At 71.5% G+C, this 14,915-nt stretch carries 15 protein-coding genes and 1 tRNA gene; 9 read left to right on the top strand and 7 right to left on the bottom strand.

The window, feature by feature from the left end; all coding sequences use genetic code 11:
* The first annotated feature begins 104 nt into the window (after window positions 1–104).
* The 4 genes from GUI43_RS11165 to GUI43_RS11180 are packed head-to-tail and all read left to right on the top strand — an operon-like array spanning window position 105 to window position 2,783.
* Window positions 105–821, top strand: a complete 717-nt coding sequence (locus GUI43_RS11165; RefSeq protein WP_112582195.1) for an energy-coupling factor ABC transporter permease — start codon at window positions 105–107, stop codon at window positions 819–821.
* Window positions 818–1,243 carry a PDGLE domain-containing protein gene (locus GUI43_RS11170; RefSeq protein WP_112601775.1) on the top strand — a complete coding sequence of 142 codons (426 nt, stop codon included), beginning with the start codon at window positions 818–820 and terminating at the stop codon, window positions 1,241–1,243. Before GUI43_RS11165 ends, GUI43_RS11170 begins: the two co-directional genes overlap by 4 nt.
* A 14-nt stretch (window positions 1,244–1,257) precedes the next feature.
* Window positions 1,258–2,028 carry a cobalt ECF transporter T component CbiQ gene (cbiQ, locus tag GUI43_RS11175; protein ID WP_112601774.1) on the top strand — a complete coding sequence of 257 codons (771 nt, stop codon included), beginning with the start codon at window positions 1,258–1,260 and terminating at the stop codon, window positions 2,026–2,028.
* Window positions 2,025–2,783, top strand: a complete 759-nt coding sequence (locus tag GUI43_RS11180; protein WP_112582190.1) for an energy-coupling factor ABC transporter ATP-binding protein — start codon at window positions 2,025–2,027, stop codon at window positions 2,781–2,783. The genes cbiQ and GUI43_RS11180 overlap by 4 nt, the downstream gene beginning before the upstream one ends.
* Here the strand turns inward: GUI43_RS11180 and GUI43_RS11185 are convergent.
* The 4 genes from GUI43_RS11185 to GUI43_RS11200 are packed head-to-tail and all read right to left on the bottom strand — an operon-like array spanning window position 2,767 to window position 5,732.
* Entirely contained in the window at window positions 2,767–3,879 is a 1,113-nt protein-coding gene (locus tag GUI43_RS11185; protein ID WP_112582189.1) for a hypothetical protein, read from the bottom strand. The genes GUI43_RS11180 and GUI43_RS11185 overlap by 17 nt on opposite strands.
* The gene (locus GUI43_RS11190; RefSeq protein ID WP_112698747.1) at window positions 3,876–4,592 is read right to left on the bottom strand and encodes a DsbA family protein; all 717 of its coding nucleotides are present in this window, start codon (window positions 4,590–4,592) and stop codon (window positions 3,876–3,878) included. The genes GUI43_RS11185 and GUI43_RS11190 overlap by 4 nt, the downstream gene beginning before the upstream one ends.
* Entirely contained in the window at window positions 4,585–5,109 is a 525-nt protein-coding gene (locus GUI43_RS11195) for a MauE/DoxX family redox-associated membrane protein (protein ID WP_112698748.1), read from the bottom strand. Before GUI43_RS11195 ends, GUI43_RS11190 begins: the two co-directional genes overlap by 8 nt.
* Window positions 5,110–5,141: 32 nt before the next feature.
* Window positions 5,142–5,732 (bottom strand): sigma-70 family RNA polymerase sigma factor, encoded by a 591-nt coding sequence (locus GUI43_RS11200; protein ID WP_112698749.1) that lies wholly within the window; start codon window positions 5,730–5,732, stop codon window positions 5,142–5,144.
* Window positions 5,733–5,904: 172 nt separating this feature from the next.
* Here GUI43_RS11200 and GUI43_RS11205 point away from each other — a divergent pair, with 172 nt between their 5' ends.
* The 3 genes from GUI43_RS11205 (at window position 5,905) to GUI43_RS34235 (ending at window position 9,493) form a co-directional block, all read left to right on the top strand.
* Window positions 5,905–7,572 carry a copper resistance CopC/CopD family protein gene (locus GUI43_RS11205; RefSeq protein ID WP_112601771.1) on the top strand — a complete coding sequence of 556 codons (1,668 nt, stop codon included), beginning with the start codon at window positions 5,905–5,907 and terminating at the stop codon, window positions 7,570–7,572.
* 17 nt (window positions 7,573–7,589) lie between these two features.
* Window positions 7,590–8,324 (top strand): YcnI family copper-binding membrane protein, encoded by a 735-nt coding sequence (locus GUI43_RS11210; protein ID WP_112582182.1) that lies wholly within the window; start codon window positions 7,590–7,592, stop codon window positions 8,322–8,324.
* A gap of 149 nt (window positions 8,325–8,473) precedes the next feature.
* Window positions 8,474–9,493 carry a hypothetical protein gene (locus GUI43_RS34235; RefSeq protein WP_211326678.1) on the top strand — a complete coding sequence of 340 codons (1,020 nt, stop codon included), beginning with the start codon at window positions 8,474–8,476 and terminating at the stop codon, window positions 9,491–9,493.
* Between the two features lie 120 nt (window positions 9,494–9,613).
* Here GUI43_RS34235 and GUI43_RS11220 read toward each other — a convergent pair whose 3' ends face one another.
* Window positions 9,614–10,897, bottom strand: a complete 1,284-nt coding sequence (locus GUI43_RS11220; protein ID WP_112605741.1) for a glycosyltransferase 87 family protein — start codon at window positions 10,895–10,897, stop codon at window positions 9,614–9,616.
* Between the two features lie 72 nt (window positions 10,898–10,969).
* On the opposite strand from GUI43_RS11220, the gene orn reads away from it, so the two are divergent.
* Entirely contained in the window at window positions 10,970–11,560 is a 591-nt protein-coding gene (gene orn / locus GUI43_RS11225) for an oligoribonuclease (RefSeq protein ID WP_091393455.1), read from the top strand.
* 112 nt (window positions 11,561–11,672) lie between these two features.
* Window positions 11,673–11,748: transfer RNA gene (locus GUI43_RS11230), tRNA-His, on the top strand.
* Between the two features lie 110 nt (window positions 11,749–11,858).
* On the opposite strand, the gene GUI43_RS11235 is transcribed toward GUI43_RS11230, so the two are convergent.
* Together GUI43_RS11235 and GUI43_RS11240 are read right to left on the bottom strand one after the other, a co-directional pair.
* Window positions 11,859–13,151: a L,D-transpeptidase gene (locus GUI43_RS11235; protein WP_112698750.1), complete on the bottom strand. Its 1,293-nt coding sequence runs from the start codon at window positions 13,149–13,151 to the stop codon at window positions 11,859–11,861.
* A 250-nt stretch (window positions 13,152–13,401) separates the two neighbouring features.
* A complete protein-coding gene (locus tag GUI43_RS11240; protein WP_112582177.1) occupies window positions 13,402–14,664 on the bottom strand; it encodes a L,D-transpeptidase in 1,263 nt (420 codons plus the stop codon).
* Window positions 14,665–14,915: the final 251 nt, after the last annotated feature.

The raw sequence follows: 14,915 nt of genomic DNA on the forward strand, positions 1-14,915 counted from the left end.
TGATCAAGCCCATGCGTTGTTGCCAGAGTCTGGCAACAACGATGGTTGGGAAATAGGCTGACCCACGCCGGCCCGGTCGGGCCCGCTGACGCGTGGGAGGTCGCGTGGAGACACTGGCGATGCACATCTCGAACGGGATCATCGACGGTCCCGTGGCGGCGATCTTCGCTGCGCTCGCTCTTGCCGCGCTCACCGCCTGCGTTCTGCGCGGCCGGCGCGACCTGGACGACCGGCTGGCCCCGATGGCAGGCCTGGTGGCGGCGTTCATCTTCGCCGTCCAGATGCTCAACTTCCCGATCTTCACGGCCGGTGTCAGTGGTCACCTGCTCGGTGGCGCGCTCGCCGCCATGCTGGTCGGCCCGTGGGTCGGCGCGCTCTGCGTGGCCGTGGTGCTGGTCGTACAGGCACTGATCTTCGGCGACGGCGGCGTGGCGATGCTCGGCCTCAACATCACCAACATGGCGTTGCTCGGCACCGCCGCGGCGTACGCGCTGATCGCGCTGCTGCTGCGGGTGCTGCCCCGCACGCGGGCCGGTCTGGCCGTTACCGCGTTCGTCGCCGCGACGCTCAGCGTGGTGGTGGCGTCGCAGGGCTTCGTCCTGGAGTACTGGCTGGGTGGCACCACCGACCTGGGCAACAACCTGGGTGGCCTGGCCGGCACGATGGCCGGCGTCCACCTGCTGATCGGCATCGGTGAGGGTCTGATCACCGCGACCACCGTGCTGACCGTCGCGAAGGTGCGCCCCGACCTGGTGTACGCGCTGCGATCCCTGCGCGCGCCCGCCGCCCCCGCCGTCCCGGTCGCCGGAGGTGTCCGATGAAGAACCGCTCCTGGGCCTTCCTGGCCGGCGGCCTGCTGGTCGCCCTGCTGCTCGCCGGCGTGGTGAGCAACTACGCCTCCTCCCACCCGGATGGGCTGGACTCGTCCCTGCTCAAGGGCTGCACCGTCGACGCCGACGACAACATCGTCGGGGGGAGCTGCCCGGCCCAGCAGGCCCGTGACCACGAGTTGGCCGACAGCCCGCTCGCCGACTACGGCGTACGGGGTGTGCGCAACAGCTTCGTCTCCACCGGCCTCTCCGGGGTGCTCGGGGTGCTGGTCACCTTCGCGATCGGGGCCGGCGGGTTCTGGCTGCTGCGCCGTCGAGGCGCCACGCCGACCGACGGTGACGCGGCGACGCCCACCGAGGGCGACTCGGCGACGTCCGGCGACGTCCGGCGACGCGCCGACGCGGCCAGCTGAGCGGGGGTACGCGGATGGGGGCCGGTCACGGGCACGTGCTGTACCGCGAGTCGGACTCGCCGGTGCACAGGCTCCCGCCCGAGGTCAAGATCGTGGCGATGGTGGTCTTCACCCTCGCCGTGGTGGCCACTCCACGCGAGGCGTTCTGGGCCTTCGGCGCGTACGCCGTGCTGGTGGCGGCGGTGGCGGCGCTGGCCCGGGTGGGCCCACGGTGGTTGCTCAGCCGGGCGTTGATCGAGCTGCCGTTCGTGCTGTTCGCGGTCGCCCTGCCGTTCCTCGGCAGCGGCGACCGGGTCGAGGTGCTGGGCCTGCGGCTGTCCGAGGACGGGCTGCACGGCGCGTGGAACATCCTGGCCAAGGGCACCCTGGGGGTGCTCGCCTCGCTGCTGCTCGCCGCGACCACCACCACCCGGGACCTGATCGTGGGGCTGGACCGGCTGCACTGCCCGCAGGTGCTCACCCAGATCGCCACGTTCATGCTGCGCTACCTCGACGTGCTGGTCGGCGAGGCGCGGCGGATGCGGGTGGCCCGGATCTCCCGGGGCGACGACCCGCGCTTCCTGTGGCAGCTGCGCGGCTTCGCCGCCGGGATCGGGGCGTTGTTCCTGCGCGCCTTCGAGCGTGGCGAGCGGGTCTATCTGGCGATGCTGTCCCGGGGCTACACCGGGCGGATGCCCGCCGTGTGGCAGGGCGAGGGTGCGGCGAGCGCCGGTCAGTGGCTGGTCGCGGCGACCGTGCCGGTGTTGGCGGCCTCCATCGCCGCCACCGCCGTCGTGCTGTCATGATCGGTGTCGTGCAGACCGCTGTCTCGCTGGACGTTCGGGGCGTTCGTTACGCGTACCCGGACGGGCACGTCGCCCTTCAGGGGGTCGACCTGAACGTGCCGCGGGGCGACCGGGTGGCGCTGCTCGGGCCCAACGGCGCCGGCAAGACCACGCTGGTGCTGCACCTCAACGGCATCCTGACCCCGACCGAGGGCAGCGTGAGCGTCGGCGGGCTGACGGTCACCCCGGATCGGGCCGTCCTGGCCGAGGTACGCCGCCGGGTGGGCATCGTCTTCCAGGACCCGGACGACCAGTTGTTCCTGCCCACGGTGGCGGAGGATGTGGCGTTCGGGCCGGCGAACCTTGGTCTGCGGGGGGCCGAGTTGGCCGCCCGGGTGGACGAGGCGCTCGCCGCTGTGGGGATGAGTGAGCACCGGGACCGGGCCCCGCAGCACCTGTCGTTCGGGCAGCGCCGCCGGGTGGCGGTGGCCACCGTGCTCGCCATGCACCCGGAGATCCTGGTGCTCGACGAGCCGTCGTCGAACCTGGACCCGGCGGCCCGACGGGAGCTCGCCGAGATCCTGCGCGGCCTGCCGGTGACCCTGCTGATGGTCACGCACGACCTGCCGTACGCGGCGGAGCTGTGCGAGCGCTCGGTAATCCTGGACAACGGCCGGATCGTCGCCGACGCCCCCACCAACACGCTGCTCAACGACGCTCCCCTGCTGGCAAGACACCGCCTGGAGCTTCCCTACGGGTTCACCCCGCAGCCGTAGACCCACTCTCGGCGGCCTCGACCCGCGGTGCCGCGGCGGTGGTGCGGGAGGTGGCGTGCAGGCGCAGGATGCCGGCGGCTGTCGCGCCGGCGCCGGTGATCAGGAAGAGCGCCACCATCACCCGGGCGGCCGCGGGCGACCAGGGCACCGGAGCTATCGCACGGGCGAACACGGCGGCGTTCGACGCTCCGGCGAAGAGCGCCAGGCAGGCCCCGGCCAGCGCGACCACGAAGTCGGCGGCCGGGCGGCGGCTCAGCGCGTACCAACCGGCGGCGATCGCGCCGAGGCCGGTGAACAGGGACCAGATCTGCCCGGAGAGCAGTCCGACCAGCACCCCGCCCACGCCCTGGGCGCCCGCGTCCAACTCCCGTCCCACCGGGTATCCGACGGCCAGCACGCCGCCGACGATCAGCAACACGCCGAGCGCGGACAGCGCGCGACCGCCGGCCGGCGCGGTGGCGGCGAACAGGCCGAGCCCGCCCACCGCGAGCAGCAGCACGATGGTCGCGGCCCACCAGGTGTACGCGTCCGGCGGCGGCACCCAGTCCAGCGTGCCGCCGATCACCACCGGGTCGGTGCCGTCGCGCAGCGGAATCGTCCAGTCCCGGACCCGTTGCTCGCGATCCGGTGCTGCGCGTACCGCAGCCGGTGGTGCCGACTCCTGCCACAGCGCGCGCTGGTCGTGCCAGCGCGCGGTGGTGCCGTCGTCGATCCGTTGCCAGGAGGGTGCGGCGGCCGGGTCCGCCTCGGGCGGGAGTGCGGTGTCCCCGGCGATGGTGCGGTTCAGGTACGTGGCGGGGGAGTGGCTGTTCTCGAAGACCCCGTCCGGGCCGACGCGCAGGTACGGCTCGCCGGAGTAGCCGATGACCTCGATGGCGCGACCGGTGCGGTTGGTCAGCTCCAGTCGGGCGCCCGCCTCGATCACGCGTACCTCAAGCCCTGGCCGCGCCGGTGCGACCCCTGTGGTCCGGGTGCGGTAGTCGGTGCCGTCCGGTGCGTCCGCGCCGTGCGCGGCGGCGGGGGCCGCGCTGATCACTGTCACCAGGCCGGCTGCGGCGGCGATCAGGCTGGCGCGGCCCAGCAGGGTACGGATCACTTGCCGGCCGCCGCCACGGCCGCGGTGAGAGCGTCCGGGGTGGGGTTCTCGACGGGTTGACCGTTGACCTTGACGGTCGGCGTGCCGGTGACGTTGCTCTGGCTGGCGTCTTCGGTGACGTGTTCGGTCCAACTCTTGTACGTGCCGTCCTTGACGCAGCTGCCGAAGGAGCCCCGGTCGAGGCCCACGCTGGTGCCGATGTCGATGAGCTTGTCGTCGGTGAGCCCGGCACTGCCCTCCGGCGGCTGCTGGGCGAAGAGCGCCTTGGCGTACTCGTGGTACTTGCCGCCCGCCGCAGCGCAGCCGGAGGCGGCCGAGGAGCGGGTGGAGTAGTCGGTGGTGGAGAAACGGTTGAGGTACGCGACCGGGTGGTAGACCACCTTCGCCTTGTTCTCGGCCGCCAACTGTTCGAGCGTGGACCCGCTGGCCTGCTCGAACTGCTTGCAGGCCGGGCAGAGGAAGTCCTCGTAGACGTCGACGGTGACCGGGCCGCCGCCGGTGACGATGCCGGTGCCCTCCGCGTTGGCGCCGGGTGGGGTGGTGAAGCTGTCGGAGCGCTGGTTGGACCAGACGGCCCACCCGATGACGCCGGCGATGATCAGGACGACGACCGCGGCGGCGGAGACCCAGATCGTGCGGCGGCGGCGCCGCTCGCGGGCCAACTGCTCGCGGACCACCCGGGCGGCGTCCCGCTGCCCCTTGCGACTACTCATCCTCGTCCTCCACAACGGGTTCGCCGGACACCCACCCGTCCACCGATACCGGCGTACGTGGCCAGATCAGCAGAAATACGGCCAGAACCAAGAATCCCAGGTCCCGGAGGATCTCCGGGAGGTAACTGGGTGCCTGCCCCGCGGCCAGCTGCCCGCCGCTGCCGAAGCAGCCGCAGTCGATGGCCAGCCCACGCGCCCAGGCCGAGGCGATCCCCGCGATGAAGACCACCAGGAGCGCGGCGGACACCCCGGCGACGAGCCGGGTGGCCAGCCCGAGCAGCAGCAGCACGCCCAACGCCAGTTCGACGAAGGGCAGCGCCGCGCCGATCACTGTCGCCACGTCGTACGGCATCACCTGGTACGCGTTGACCGCGCGCCCGGAGGCGGCGAGGTCGCTGACCTTCGACGCGCCGGCGACCAGCCAGACGGCGGCGAGGCCGAGTCGGGCCGCGATGCCGAGCCACGGGCGGACCAGAGGCCAACGGTGGCCCCGGGTGGAAGGTGCTGTCACGCTCATTTGTCGTCCCGTCCGCGCCGGAAGTTCCGCGTTCAGCCGGCCAGGGCGTCGCCGACCGCCTCGACCAGGTCGTCCCGGGCCCGGGCGACCCGGGACCGGATGGTGCCCACCGGCACCCCTTCGACGGCGGCGGCCTCGGCGTACGACAGGCCGAGCAGTTGGGTGAGCACGAACGCGGAGCGCCGCTCGGGGCCGAGGCGACGGACCAGGTCGGCGGCGCCGAACTGGCCGGCCGGGTCCGGGTGCGGTCGGTCGGTGTACGCGTTCGCCACCAGGCGCTCGTCGAGCCGCCGCCGCCTGACGACGGTGCGCAGGTGGTCGGCGCAGGCCCGGCGGGCGATGCCGAGCAGCCAGGTGCGGGCGCTGGAGCGACCCTCGAAGGCGGGCAGTGCCCGGAACGCCCGCAGGTAGGTCTCCTGAGCCAGGTCGTCGGCGCTGTCCGGGTCGACCAGGGCGGCGGCGAAGCGCCAGACCTCGGCCTGGGTCAGCCGGACGAACGCCGCCTGGGCGGTGGGGTCACCGTCACGGGCGGTCAGAGCCCACTCGGTTGCCGGGTCCCGGGCGACCTCGTCGACCGGCTCTGCCGGACCGGCGGCACCGGAGTCACGCGGGACAGGGATCACGACACACCAGGTTACGCGGCAGTCGGCGGCGCGTCAGGGTCGTTCGGCCCCTGGATGGTCTGCGCCACGTCGGGAACTTTTCCCCGACCCGGGCCGACTACCAGTTCATGACGTGCGACCACAGAAGCGACCACCCCCCTCGGGTCGCCGACGGGGACACCCATCGGCGACCATGGCCGGCATGACTGTCGCCCCCCGCCGTTGGGCCGCCAGGCTGGCCGCAGCCGCCGGCCTCCTGGTCACCGTCGTCGCCTTGTTGATCGCGCCAGCCACCTCCGCGAGCGCCCACGCGGTGCTGCAGAGCAGTAGTCCGGCCGCCGCCTCCATCGTGCCGAGCGGGCCGTCCGAGGTGGTCCTCACGTTCAGCGAGTCGGTCCGCAAGGTGCCCGGCAAGATCCGGGTCATCGCGCCGGACGGTTCCCGGGCCGACCGGGGCGAACCGTCGTTCAGCGGCGGTGTGGTGACCATCCCGGTGGACCCGGCCGGCGCTCGCGGCACCTACCTGGTCAGCTTCCGGGTGATCTCCGCCGACAGTCACCCGGTCTCCGGAGCGTTCACCTACTCGGTCGGCGCACCCTCGACCCCACCCGTCGACTCCGGCACGGACAGCCGCGCCAACCCGGTGGTGGGCACGGCGGTGAAGGTGGCCCGCTTCCTCGGCTACGCGGGCCTGGTGCTGCTGGTCGGGCCGGCGCTGGTGCTCGCCGCGCTCTGGCCGCGACGGCTCTCCCGGCGGGGGCCGACCCGGCTGGCCTGGACCGGCCTCGGTCTGGTTGCCTTCGCCACCCTCGCTGACCTGTGGTTGCAGGTGCCCTACACGGCCGGTGGTGGTCTCTTCGACGTCACCGGCGAGGGGTTCGGCAGTGTGTTCGGCAGCGCCTTCGGCGCCGCCCATCTGGTCCGACTCGGCCTGCTGGCGGCGTCCGTCTTCCTGCTCCGCCCGCTGCTGGCCCGGCCCGCCGGCCGGGCGGACGCGATCATCCTGGCCGTGCTCGGCGGCGCCGCCCTGCTGACCTGGCCGCTGGCCGGGCACCCGGCGGCGTCCCCGGCGCCGGCGGTCTCCGTGGTGGTCGACGCGGTCCACCTGGGCAGCATGGCGGTCTGGCTGGGCGGTCTGCTCATGCTCGCCGTGTTCCTGCTGCGCCAGGCCGACGAGCGGGAGCTGGGCGCGATCCTGCCGATCTGGTCTCGCTGGGCGGCGCTCGCCGTCTCGGCGCTGCTGCTGGCCGGCACCGTCCAGGCGCTGATCGAGGTGGCCACCCCGCAGGCGCTCTTCGACACCACGTACGGGCGCTTGCTGCTCGCCAAGATCGGCCTGTTCGCGCTGGTCATCGCCGTGGCCGCGTACTCCCGGAAGTTGGTTCGTAGCCGCGTCGCGGCGCAACGCCCGGCGCCGGTGCGCCGGGCGGTCCTGGTGGAGTTGGCAGTCACCGTGGTGGTGCTGGCCGTGTCCGCCACGCTCGTGCAGACCACGCCGGCGCGTACCGCCGCGGCCGGCCCGTCCTCCGGGGCCGAGTCCGGCTTCTTCAGCACCAGGCTCTCCAGCCCGCTCCTGACCGTCGAGGTCGAGGTGAGCCCGGCCGAGCGGGGCAACAACTCGGTGCACCTGTACGCGTACGACAAGGCCAACCAGCCGCTGCTGGTCGCGGAGTGGAAGGCGACCGTCGCGCTGCCCTCGGCCGGGATCGAGCCGATCGAGGTGCCGTTGCTGCGGTTGACGGACAGTCACGCCTACGGCGACATCAGCCTGCCGACCCCCGGCGAGTGGCAACTGAAGATCACCGCCCGAACGACCGACATCGACCAGGCCACGGTGACCGCCACCGTGCCCATCCGTTAGAGAGGTTCGCGAAACCCATGACCCGACTCCGGCGTACCGCAACCGCCGCTGCCGCCCTGGCGTTCACCGCCGCCGCCACCGCTGTGCTCGGCTTCGCCGGACCGGCGTCCGCACACGTCACGGTGAACCCGAAGGAGGCGACCCAGGGTGGCTACGCCCGGGTGGCGTTCCGGGTGCCCAACGAGAGCGACACCGCGTCGACCACCAAGCTGGAGGTGGTGCTGCCGGAGAACGCCCCGGTCGGCTCGGTGTCGACGATGCCGGTGCCGGGCTGGACGGTCACCACGGAGAAGCGCAAGGTGGACCCGCCGATCGAGGTGCACGGCAGTCAGCTCACCGAAGCGGTCTCCAAGATCACCTGGACGGCCTCCGGTGACGCGGGGGTGAAGCCGGGTCAGTTCCAGGAGTTCCCCGTCTCGATGGGACCGCTGCCGCAGGTCGACTCGATGGTCTTCAAGACTCTGCAGACCTACTCGGACGGCAACATCTCGCGGTGGATCGACGAGCCGGCGCCGGGTGCCGAGGAGCCGGAGCACCCCGCTCCGGTGCTCACCCTGGCCGCCGCGGCGACCCCGGCGGGTTCGGCCACGCCGACCGCAGCCGTCGCCTCGCCCGACGACGATGACGACGACGACGGCAACGGGCTCGCGGTCGGCCTCGGTGTGGCTGGTCTCGTCGCCGGTCTGGCCGGCCTGGTGCTGGGCGGGCTGGCGTTCACGCGTACCCGCCGGGAGCCGGTCGCCAAGGCCTGACCCTGTTCCACCCGCTGGCCCGCTGGATCTTCCGGCGGGCCAGCGCGCTTTCCGGAGCCGATGCCGACCGTGCCGTGGATATCCCCTGATCAGACGGCGTACGTCGGTAAGGTCGGCCGGGTATTTGGCTACGGAGGGGGACGGTGCGGATGCGGTTCGTGCGGATGATCGCCGGAGTGCTGCTGTTGGTCGTGGGAATTCCGGCGCTGTTCGCCGGCGGCGGGCTGTGGCTGGTGAGCCGACACGCCGACCCCGGTGGGTCCTTCGCCGCCCGTTTCGAAACGGTCCGCACGCCCGGTCACGCGATCGTCGTCACCGACCTCGACCGGTTGCTGCGGCAGGAGGCGCCCTTCGCGCGTACCGCGCAGACCCGACTGCGCCTGGACGCCCGCACCACCGGCGGGCCGGCCTTCGTCGGTTTGGCGCCCACCGCCGAGGTGCGTGGCTGGCTGGAGGCGGTGCCGCACGCCACGGTCCGCCGGGTGGCGCTGGCCCGGGGTCCGCTGCCGGTCCGGCTTGATCCGGCCGGACCGGCCGCCGACACCCCGGGCGTCGCGACGGCCGACGGGCCGGTCACACCGCTGGGCCGGCCCTTCTGGGTACGCGAGGGGATCGGCTCGCTGGAGTGGAGCGCGGACGACCTCGCCGGCGAACCCATGAGCCTGGTGGTGATGCGCCCCGACGGCGAGGCCGACCTGGCCCTGGACCTGCGCGCCGAGTTGCGGGTCGGGTGGACCGGCCCGGCCACCTGGGGTCTGTTGACCGTCGGCGTGCTGCTGGTGGTGTGCGCGGCGCTGCTCCTGCTGCGGCCGCTACGGCCACGCGAGGTGATCTTCGTGGTCGAGCCGGATCAGGTGCCGGTGCTCGCCGGCCGGCTCGGGGTCACCTCGCTGAGTGGCCTGGGCCTCCGGCAACCCGATCAGACCCCGCCGTTGCCGGCACGACAACTCGCCCCGGTCGGCTCCGGGGCCCCGGAATCCGCCCGGCCGGCGATCGGCGCGGCCCGCGCGGCCACCCTCGCCGACCTGGACGAACCGGTCCGGCTGCCCCGCCCGCCGGAGGTGACGCTGAGTCTCGCCTGGCCGCCGGCCGACGTGGACGAGCCAACGGCCCGGCCGGTGGCGGCCGCGCCGGGCGACGAGCCGACCCGTGGCGGCCCTGGCGGGTGACGGCCCGGCCGGTGGCGGTGGGTGAGACGGCGAGTGGCCCTCCGCGCTGCCGACGCGGAGGGCCACTCTCACCGGGGGATCGGTGCTACCCGAGCGACGCTTGAGGTAGATGAGGACAGGTTAGCGCCGAACATGGTTACTCGGGAGGTCTGTCCAATTGGTGCGATTTTCCGCACCGAGCCCCGAGCGCACCGGCAACGCCACCAGCAGCAGCAGGCTGAGCAGCACGTAGGTGTTCTGCACGACGAAGTCCACCGGGTCGTGAGTGCGGACCGGTCCCGCGCCCCAGGCCTGGAACGTCACCACGCCGTAGATGGTCACGGCGGTGATGCCCAGCGCGAGCCCGGCCAGCCACCGACGCCGGCGTGCCTCGTCCGGGCGGTCCGCGCTCAACGCCGCGTCGGCGAGCAGCACCACCGCCGGCACGAACCAGTAGATGTGGTGGGTCCAGGTGATCGGGCTCGCCAGGGAACCGACCAACCCGGTCAACGTCAGGCCCGTCAACGGGTCACCGGCCCGCGCCGCGCGGGCGGCCCGCCACAGCCCGTAGCCGGCGACCGCGGCGACCAGCAGCAGCCAGAGCAGCCGGTCCGGCTTCTCCGGCTCGGTGAACCGGCTGAGCAGGCCGAACAGCGACTGGTTGCCGACGATGTCGGTGCGTCCCACCCGCTCGGTGGTCCACAGCTCGTGCGTCCAGAACCGCCACGAGTCACGAGGGGCGATCGCCGCCGCGAGCAGGGTCGCCGCCGCCGCGGTCGCGCTCGCCACCGCCGCGGCCCGCCACCGCCGGGTGGCCAGCAGGTACACGATGAAGATGCCGGGAAAGAGCTTGAGCGCCGTCGCCAGCCCCACGCCCACCCCGGCCCAGCGTCGCGCCTGCGGTACCGCGAACAGCAGGTCGGCCAGGATCAGCACGACCAGCAGCATGTTGATCTGACCGAAGGTGATCGTCTCGCGGATGCTCTCCACCGCCAGCACCAGCAGTACGGCGGCGACCAGGGTGAACCTTCGGGGCAGGTCGTGTCGGGCGATCACCGGCGTCACCAGCCACCGGGTGGTCAGCACCACGGCCAGCACGGTGAGCGCCGTGAAGATCGCCACGGTGGCGCCGAGCCGCAGCAGACCGAACGGCCACAGCAGCAGCGCGCTGAATGGTGGGTAGGTGAAGTACAACTCGCCCTGCACCCGGTCGGGCTGGACGTAGTCGTAGAGCGGGTGGCCGACGCGCCACCAGTCCATCGCGGACATGTAGATCTTGAGATCGAAGAAGTTGTGCACGAGGCCAGGCAGGTACAGCGCTGGCAGCACAGCGCCGAGGGCCACGACCGCGACCAGGCGACGGACCGTACGGCCGCCGGGATCGTCTTCGGTGACGGCGGGCGGTGCGACGGGTTCTGCTGGCACCCCGAAACCCTAGCGGGCCGGTCCGCCGAGAGCGCGCAGCCGCGGGGCGTGGGCTGCGCGTAGGCTGTCCCGGTGGCTGATCTCCTCGTCTGGATCGACTGTGAGATGACTGGGTTGGACCTCGGCAGGGACAAACTGATCGAGGTTGCGGCACTGGTCACCGATCCCGACCTCAACGTGCTGGGTGACGGTGTCGACGTGGTGATCCACGCCGATGAGGCGGCACTGGAGGGGATGCCGGAGATCGTGCAGACCATGCACGCCAAGTCCGGCCTCACCGAGGAGGTCCGTCGTTCGGCGGTCACCCTCGCTGAGGCCGAGGACCTGGTCCTGGACTACGTCCGCACCTTCGTCAAGGATCCGCGTACGGCTCCGCTCTGCGGCAACTCGATCGCCACCGACCGGGGCTTCATCGCCCGGGACATGCCCCGCCTCGACGCGCACCTGCACTACCGGATGATCGACGTGTCGTCGATCAAGGAACTCTGCCGCCGTTGGTACCCCAGGGTGTACTTCGGTCAGCCGCAGAAGGGTCTCGCGCACCGGGCGCTGGCCGACATCCGGGAGAGCATCCGGGAGTTGGAGTACTACCGGCGCACCGTCTTCGTTCCGCTGCCCGGCCCGGATGTCGAGACCGCCAAGGCCATCGCCGCCGAACTCTGACCGCGCCGGCTCGTCCCGGGCAGCAGGGAACCCGCTGGACGAGGTGCGTCGCGGTGTGGCTATTATTGGTCCGCACCCCGCCCGGAGCGATTGACCGGGCGACGGCGGCATGGTGGCTGTAGCTCAGTTGGCAGAGCACCGGGTTGTGGTCCCGGTTGTCGTGGGTTCAATTCCCATCAGTCACCCCACTGGTTTCACTGCTCAGGCCCCCTCCTCGGAGGGGGCCTGAGTCGTTGTGGGGGTGAAACAGGGAAGCACGCGAAAGCCCCCTCCGAGGAGGGGGCTTCCGTCGGCTGGCTCAGGCGGTCGGCGTGGGGGACGGGGTGACCGTCCCGTCCGGGGCCGGGGTGGTGGCGTCCGGGTCGGCCGGAGGCTCGTACGGAAGGGCGCTGCCCTTGACGTACTCGTCCCAGCTCATGTTCCAGTCGGTCCAGCCGTTGCCGTTCTGCAGCTTGCGCTCGGTGCCCTTGACAGTGATCGGGTCGCCGATCTGGGTGTTCTTGAAGAGCCAGTCGCCGTTGGCCATCGACACGTTCACGCAGCCGTGCGACACGTTCGTGGTGCCCTGCTGACCCTCGGACCAGGGCGCCGCGTGGATGAACTCCCCGCCCCAGGTGAGGCGCTGGGCGAAGTCAATCTTGGTGCGGTAGCCCTCCTCCGGGCCCAGCTCCTCGAACGTGTCGAAGACCGTCTTGCGCAGCTTCTCGATGACGACCATGGTGCCGCTGGACGACGGGGTGCTCTTCTTACCCAGGCTGACCGGGATGGTCTTGATCACAGAGCCGTTGCGGGTCACCGTCATCCGCTTGGTCTTGTTGTCCACCGTCATGACCACCGCCGCGCCGATCTTGACGTCCACCGAGAGGTCGGCTCGGCCGTACCAACCCGCGCCCATCGGCAGGCCGCCGGCCTGCACCCGGTAGGAGACCTTGCTGTCGGGCTTCCAGAACTCCTTCGGCCGGTACCGGATCTCGGTGGGGCTGACCCAGTGCCAGATCCCCTCCTGCTCCGGGGTCGAGGTGACGGTCATCCGGCGCTGCACGTCGTCGCGGTAGTCCTCCGGGATGGCCCGGCTGAACTTCACGATCAGCGGCATGCCCACCCCGACCACCTGGTTGTCACCGAGGAAGCTGCTCACCCGTACCTGATTGCCGGGCTTGGCCATGGTGGTGAAGGTGCTCGTCGCGGTGGCCGGACGTCCGTCGTCGCCCTTGGCGGTCACGGTGGCCGTGTAGCTCGTGCCGTAGGCAAGCGCGCCGGTCGGCAGCCACGACTTGCCGTCCTTGGCGAGGGCGCCGTCGACGGTCTTGCCGGTGGCGTCCTTCAGCTCGACCGCGGTCTCCACGGCGTCCTTCGTGGTGAAGGTGATGCCGGTGGACGCCGGCACGTCCTTGGCGTCGGCCGCCGGCTCACTGATCGTCGCCGCGGCCTTCGGTGCCGGGTTCTCGCCGCCGCCGTGCCACGAGGACGGCTTGCCCCCGTCGCCGTCGGTGCAGGCCGAGGTGAAGGCCAGCGCCACGGCGAGAAGCCCCGCCGCGAACACGCGGCGTCGCCCACCGGGCCTGATCAGCTGGTCCTGGCTAGCTCGCATGAATTCCCTCACAGTTGTGGTCGCTGCCCCATCGTCTCTTACTGACGCGCCAGAGCCGGTCCCGGTTGCCGAGGGTGAACCGAAACACGCCATCAATAGTGCCCGAATCCTGCTACTATTCGGCGTTTCGTGAGCCTGGTTCGTCTCCGTGCCCGGAGTGCGGGGGTCGCCGCGCTGTCATCGAGCGGCGGGAGTGCAAGGGTACGCCGGCCCGGCCAACGGCCGAGCCGGCGCAACGAGGGCCGACGGCTCAGACCGCCGGACCGGCCCCACCACCGGGCACCGGCAACGCGCTGCCCTTGATGAACTCCGACCAGCTCACGCTCCACGCCGTCCAACCGTTACCGGCGGCGATCCTGCGCTCGGTGCCCTTGATCGTGATCGGGTCACCGATCCGGGTCTTGTCGAACAACCACCTGGCGTTCGCCATCGACACGTTCACGCAGCCGTGCGAGACGTTCTGCCGTCCCTGCACGTGCTCCGACCACGGCGCGGCGTGGATGTACTCGCCACCCCAGGTGAGCCGCTGGGCGAACTGGATGTCGGTCACGTAGCGATTGGCCGGATCCGGGTCGTCGCGGGTGTCGAAGACAGTGGCTTCCTTCTTCTCCATCACCACCATCGTGCCGCTCGACGACGGTGTGCTCTTCTTGCCCAGGCTCACCGGGATGGTGCGCACCGGTGCGCCGTTCTCGTACACAGTCATCTTCTTGTTGGCGTTGTCGACCTTCATCTCGAACGACCGGCCGATCTTTGCGGTGGCCTTGCGGTCGACGTCGCCGTACCTGCCGTTGCTCAGCGGCACCCCCGCCAGGGCGATCCGCACGGTGATGGTGGTGCCCGGCTTCCAGTACTCCGGTGCCCGGTAGTAGGCCTGTGTGCCGTTGCTGACCCAGTGCCACGCCCCCGGCTGCGGCGGGTCGGTCCGGACGAACATCCGCTTCTGCACCGCCGCCCGGTCCTTCTTCGGGATACCCGGGTGGAACTCGGTGACCACCGGCATGGCCACCCCGTAACTCTTGTCGTCGAAGAGGTACAGGCCTGAACCGATTGTCGACTTCGGCTTGGCCATCGTGGTGAAGCTGCTGGTGCCCTGGCTGCTCGTGCCGTCCGACGCGCTCGCCGTCACCGTGGCCGTGTAGCGGGTGCCCCACTTCAGCGGAGCGGACGGCACCCAGGCCGAGCCGTCGGTACGCAGCTTGCCCTCGACCGAGCCACCGCCGTCCGCCGTCAGGGTGACCGCGGACACCTTCCCCCCGCCCGGGAGTTTCGCGCTGATCTCCGTGCTCACCGGTCGGTTCTTCGTGCCGTTGGCCGGGCTCAGCGTGAGCGGCGGCCCGCTCGGTGTGCTCGGCGTCGAAGGTGCGGCTGAGCCAGGGGTGGCACTCACGTCCGAGGACGCCCCGCCAACGAATTCCGGCTTCTTCTTGTCGCCGCCGCATCCGGTCAGTGCCAGCGACGCCGCCAGAGTCAGGGCGCCCACCACCGCCCCGGCTCGCGTGAACCGTGCCATGCCCACCTCTGTTCTCGCGTACCTGGCGGACATCGTGCCGCATCACCGCCCCAACCCACGCCCCGATCTTGGCGGCGGTGGCCGGTTTGGGGCTTTTTGCCGGCAAAGCTCGACCGAAGGGGGGACCCGGGTAACCGAATTGGAGCGCGCCTTCCGGGGGTGCTAATGTTCTCTCCGTTGCCGACGAGCGCCGCTAGCTCAACTGGCAGAGCAGCGGACTCTTAATCCGCGGGTTCGGGGTTCGAGTCCCT

Origin of the sequence: Micromonospora noduli (assembly GCF_003264365.1) — a bacterium.
In the GTDB taxonomy this organism is placed as follows: Bacteria; Actinomycetota; Actinomycetes; order Mycobacteriales; family Micromonosporaceae; genus Micromonospora; species Micromonospora noduli.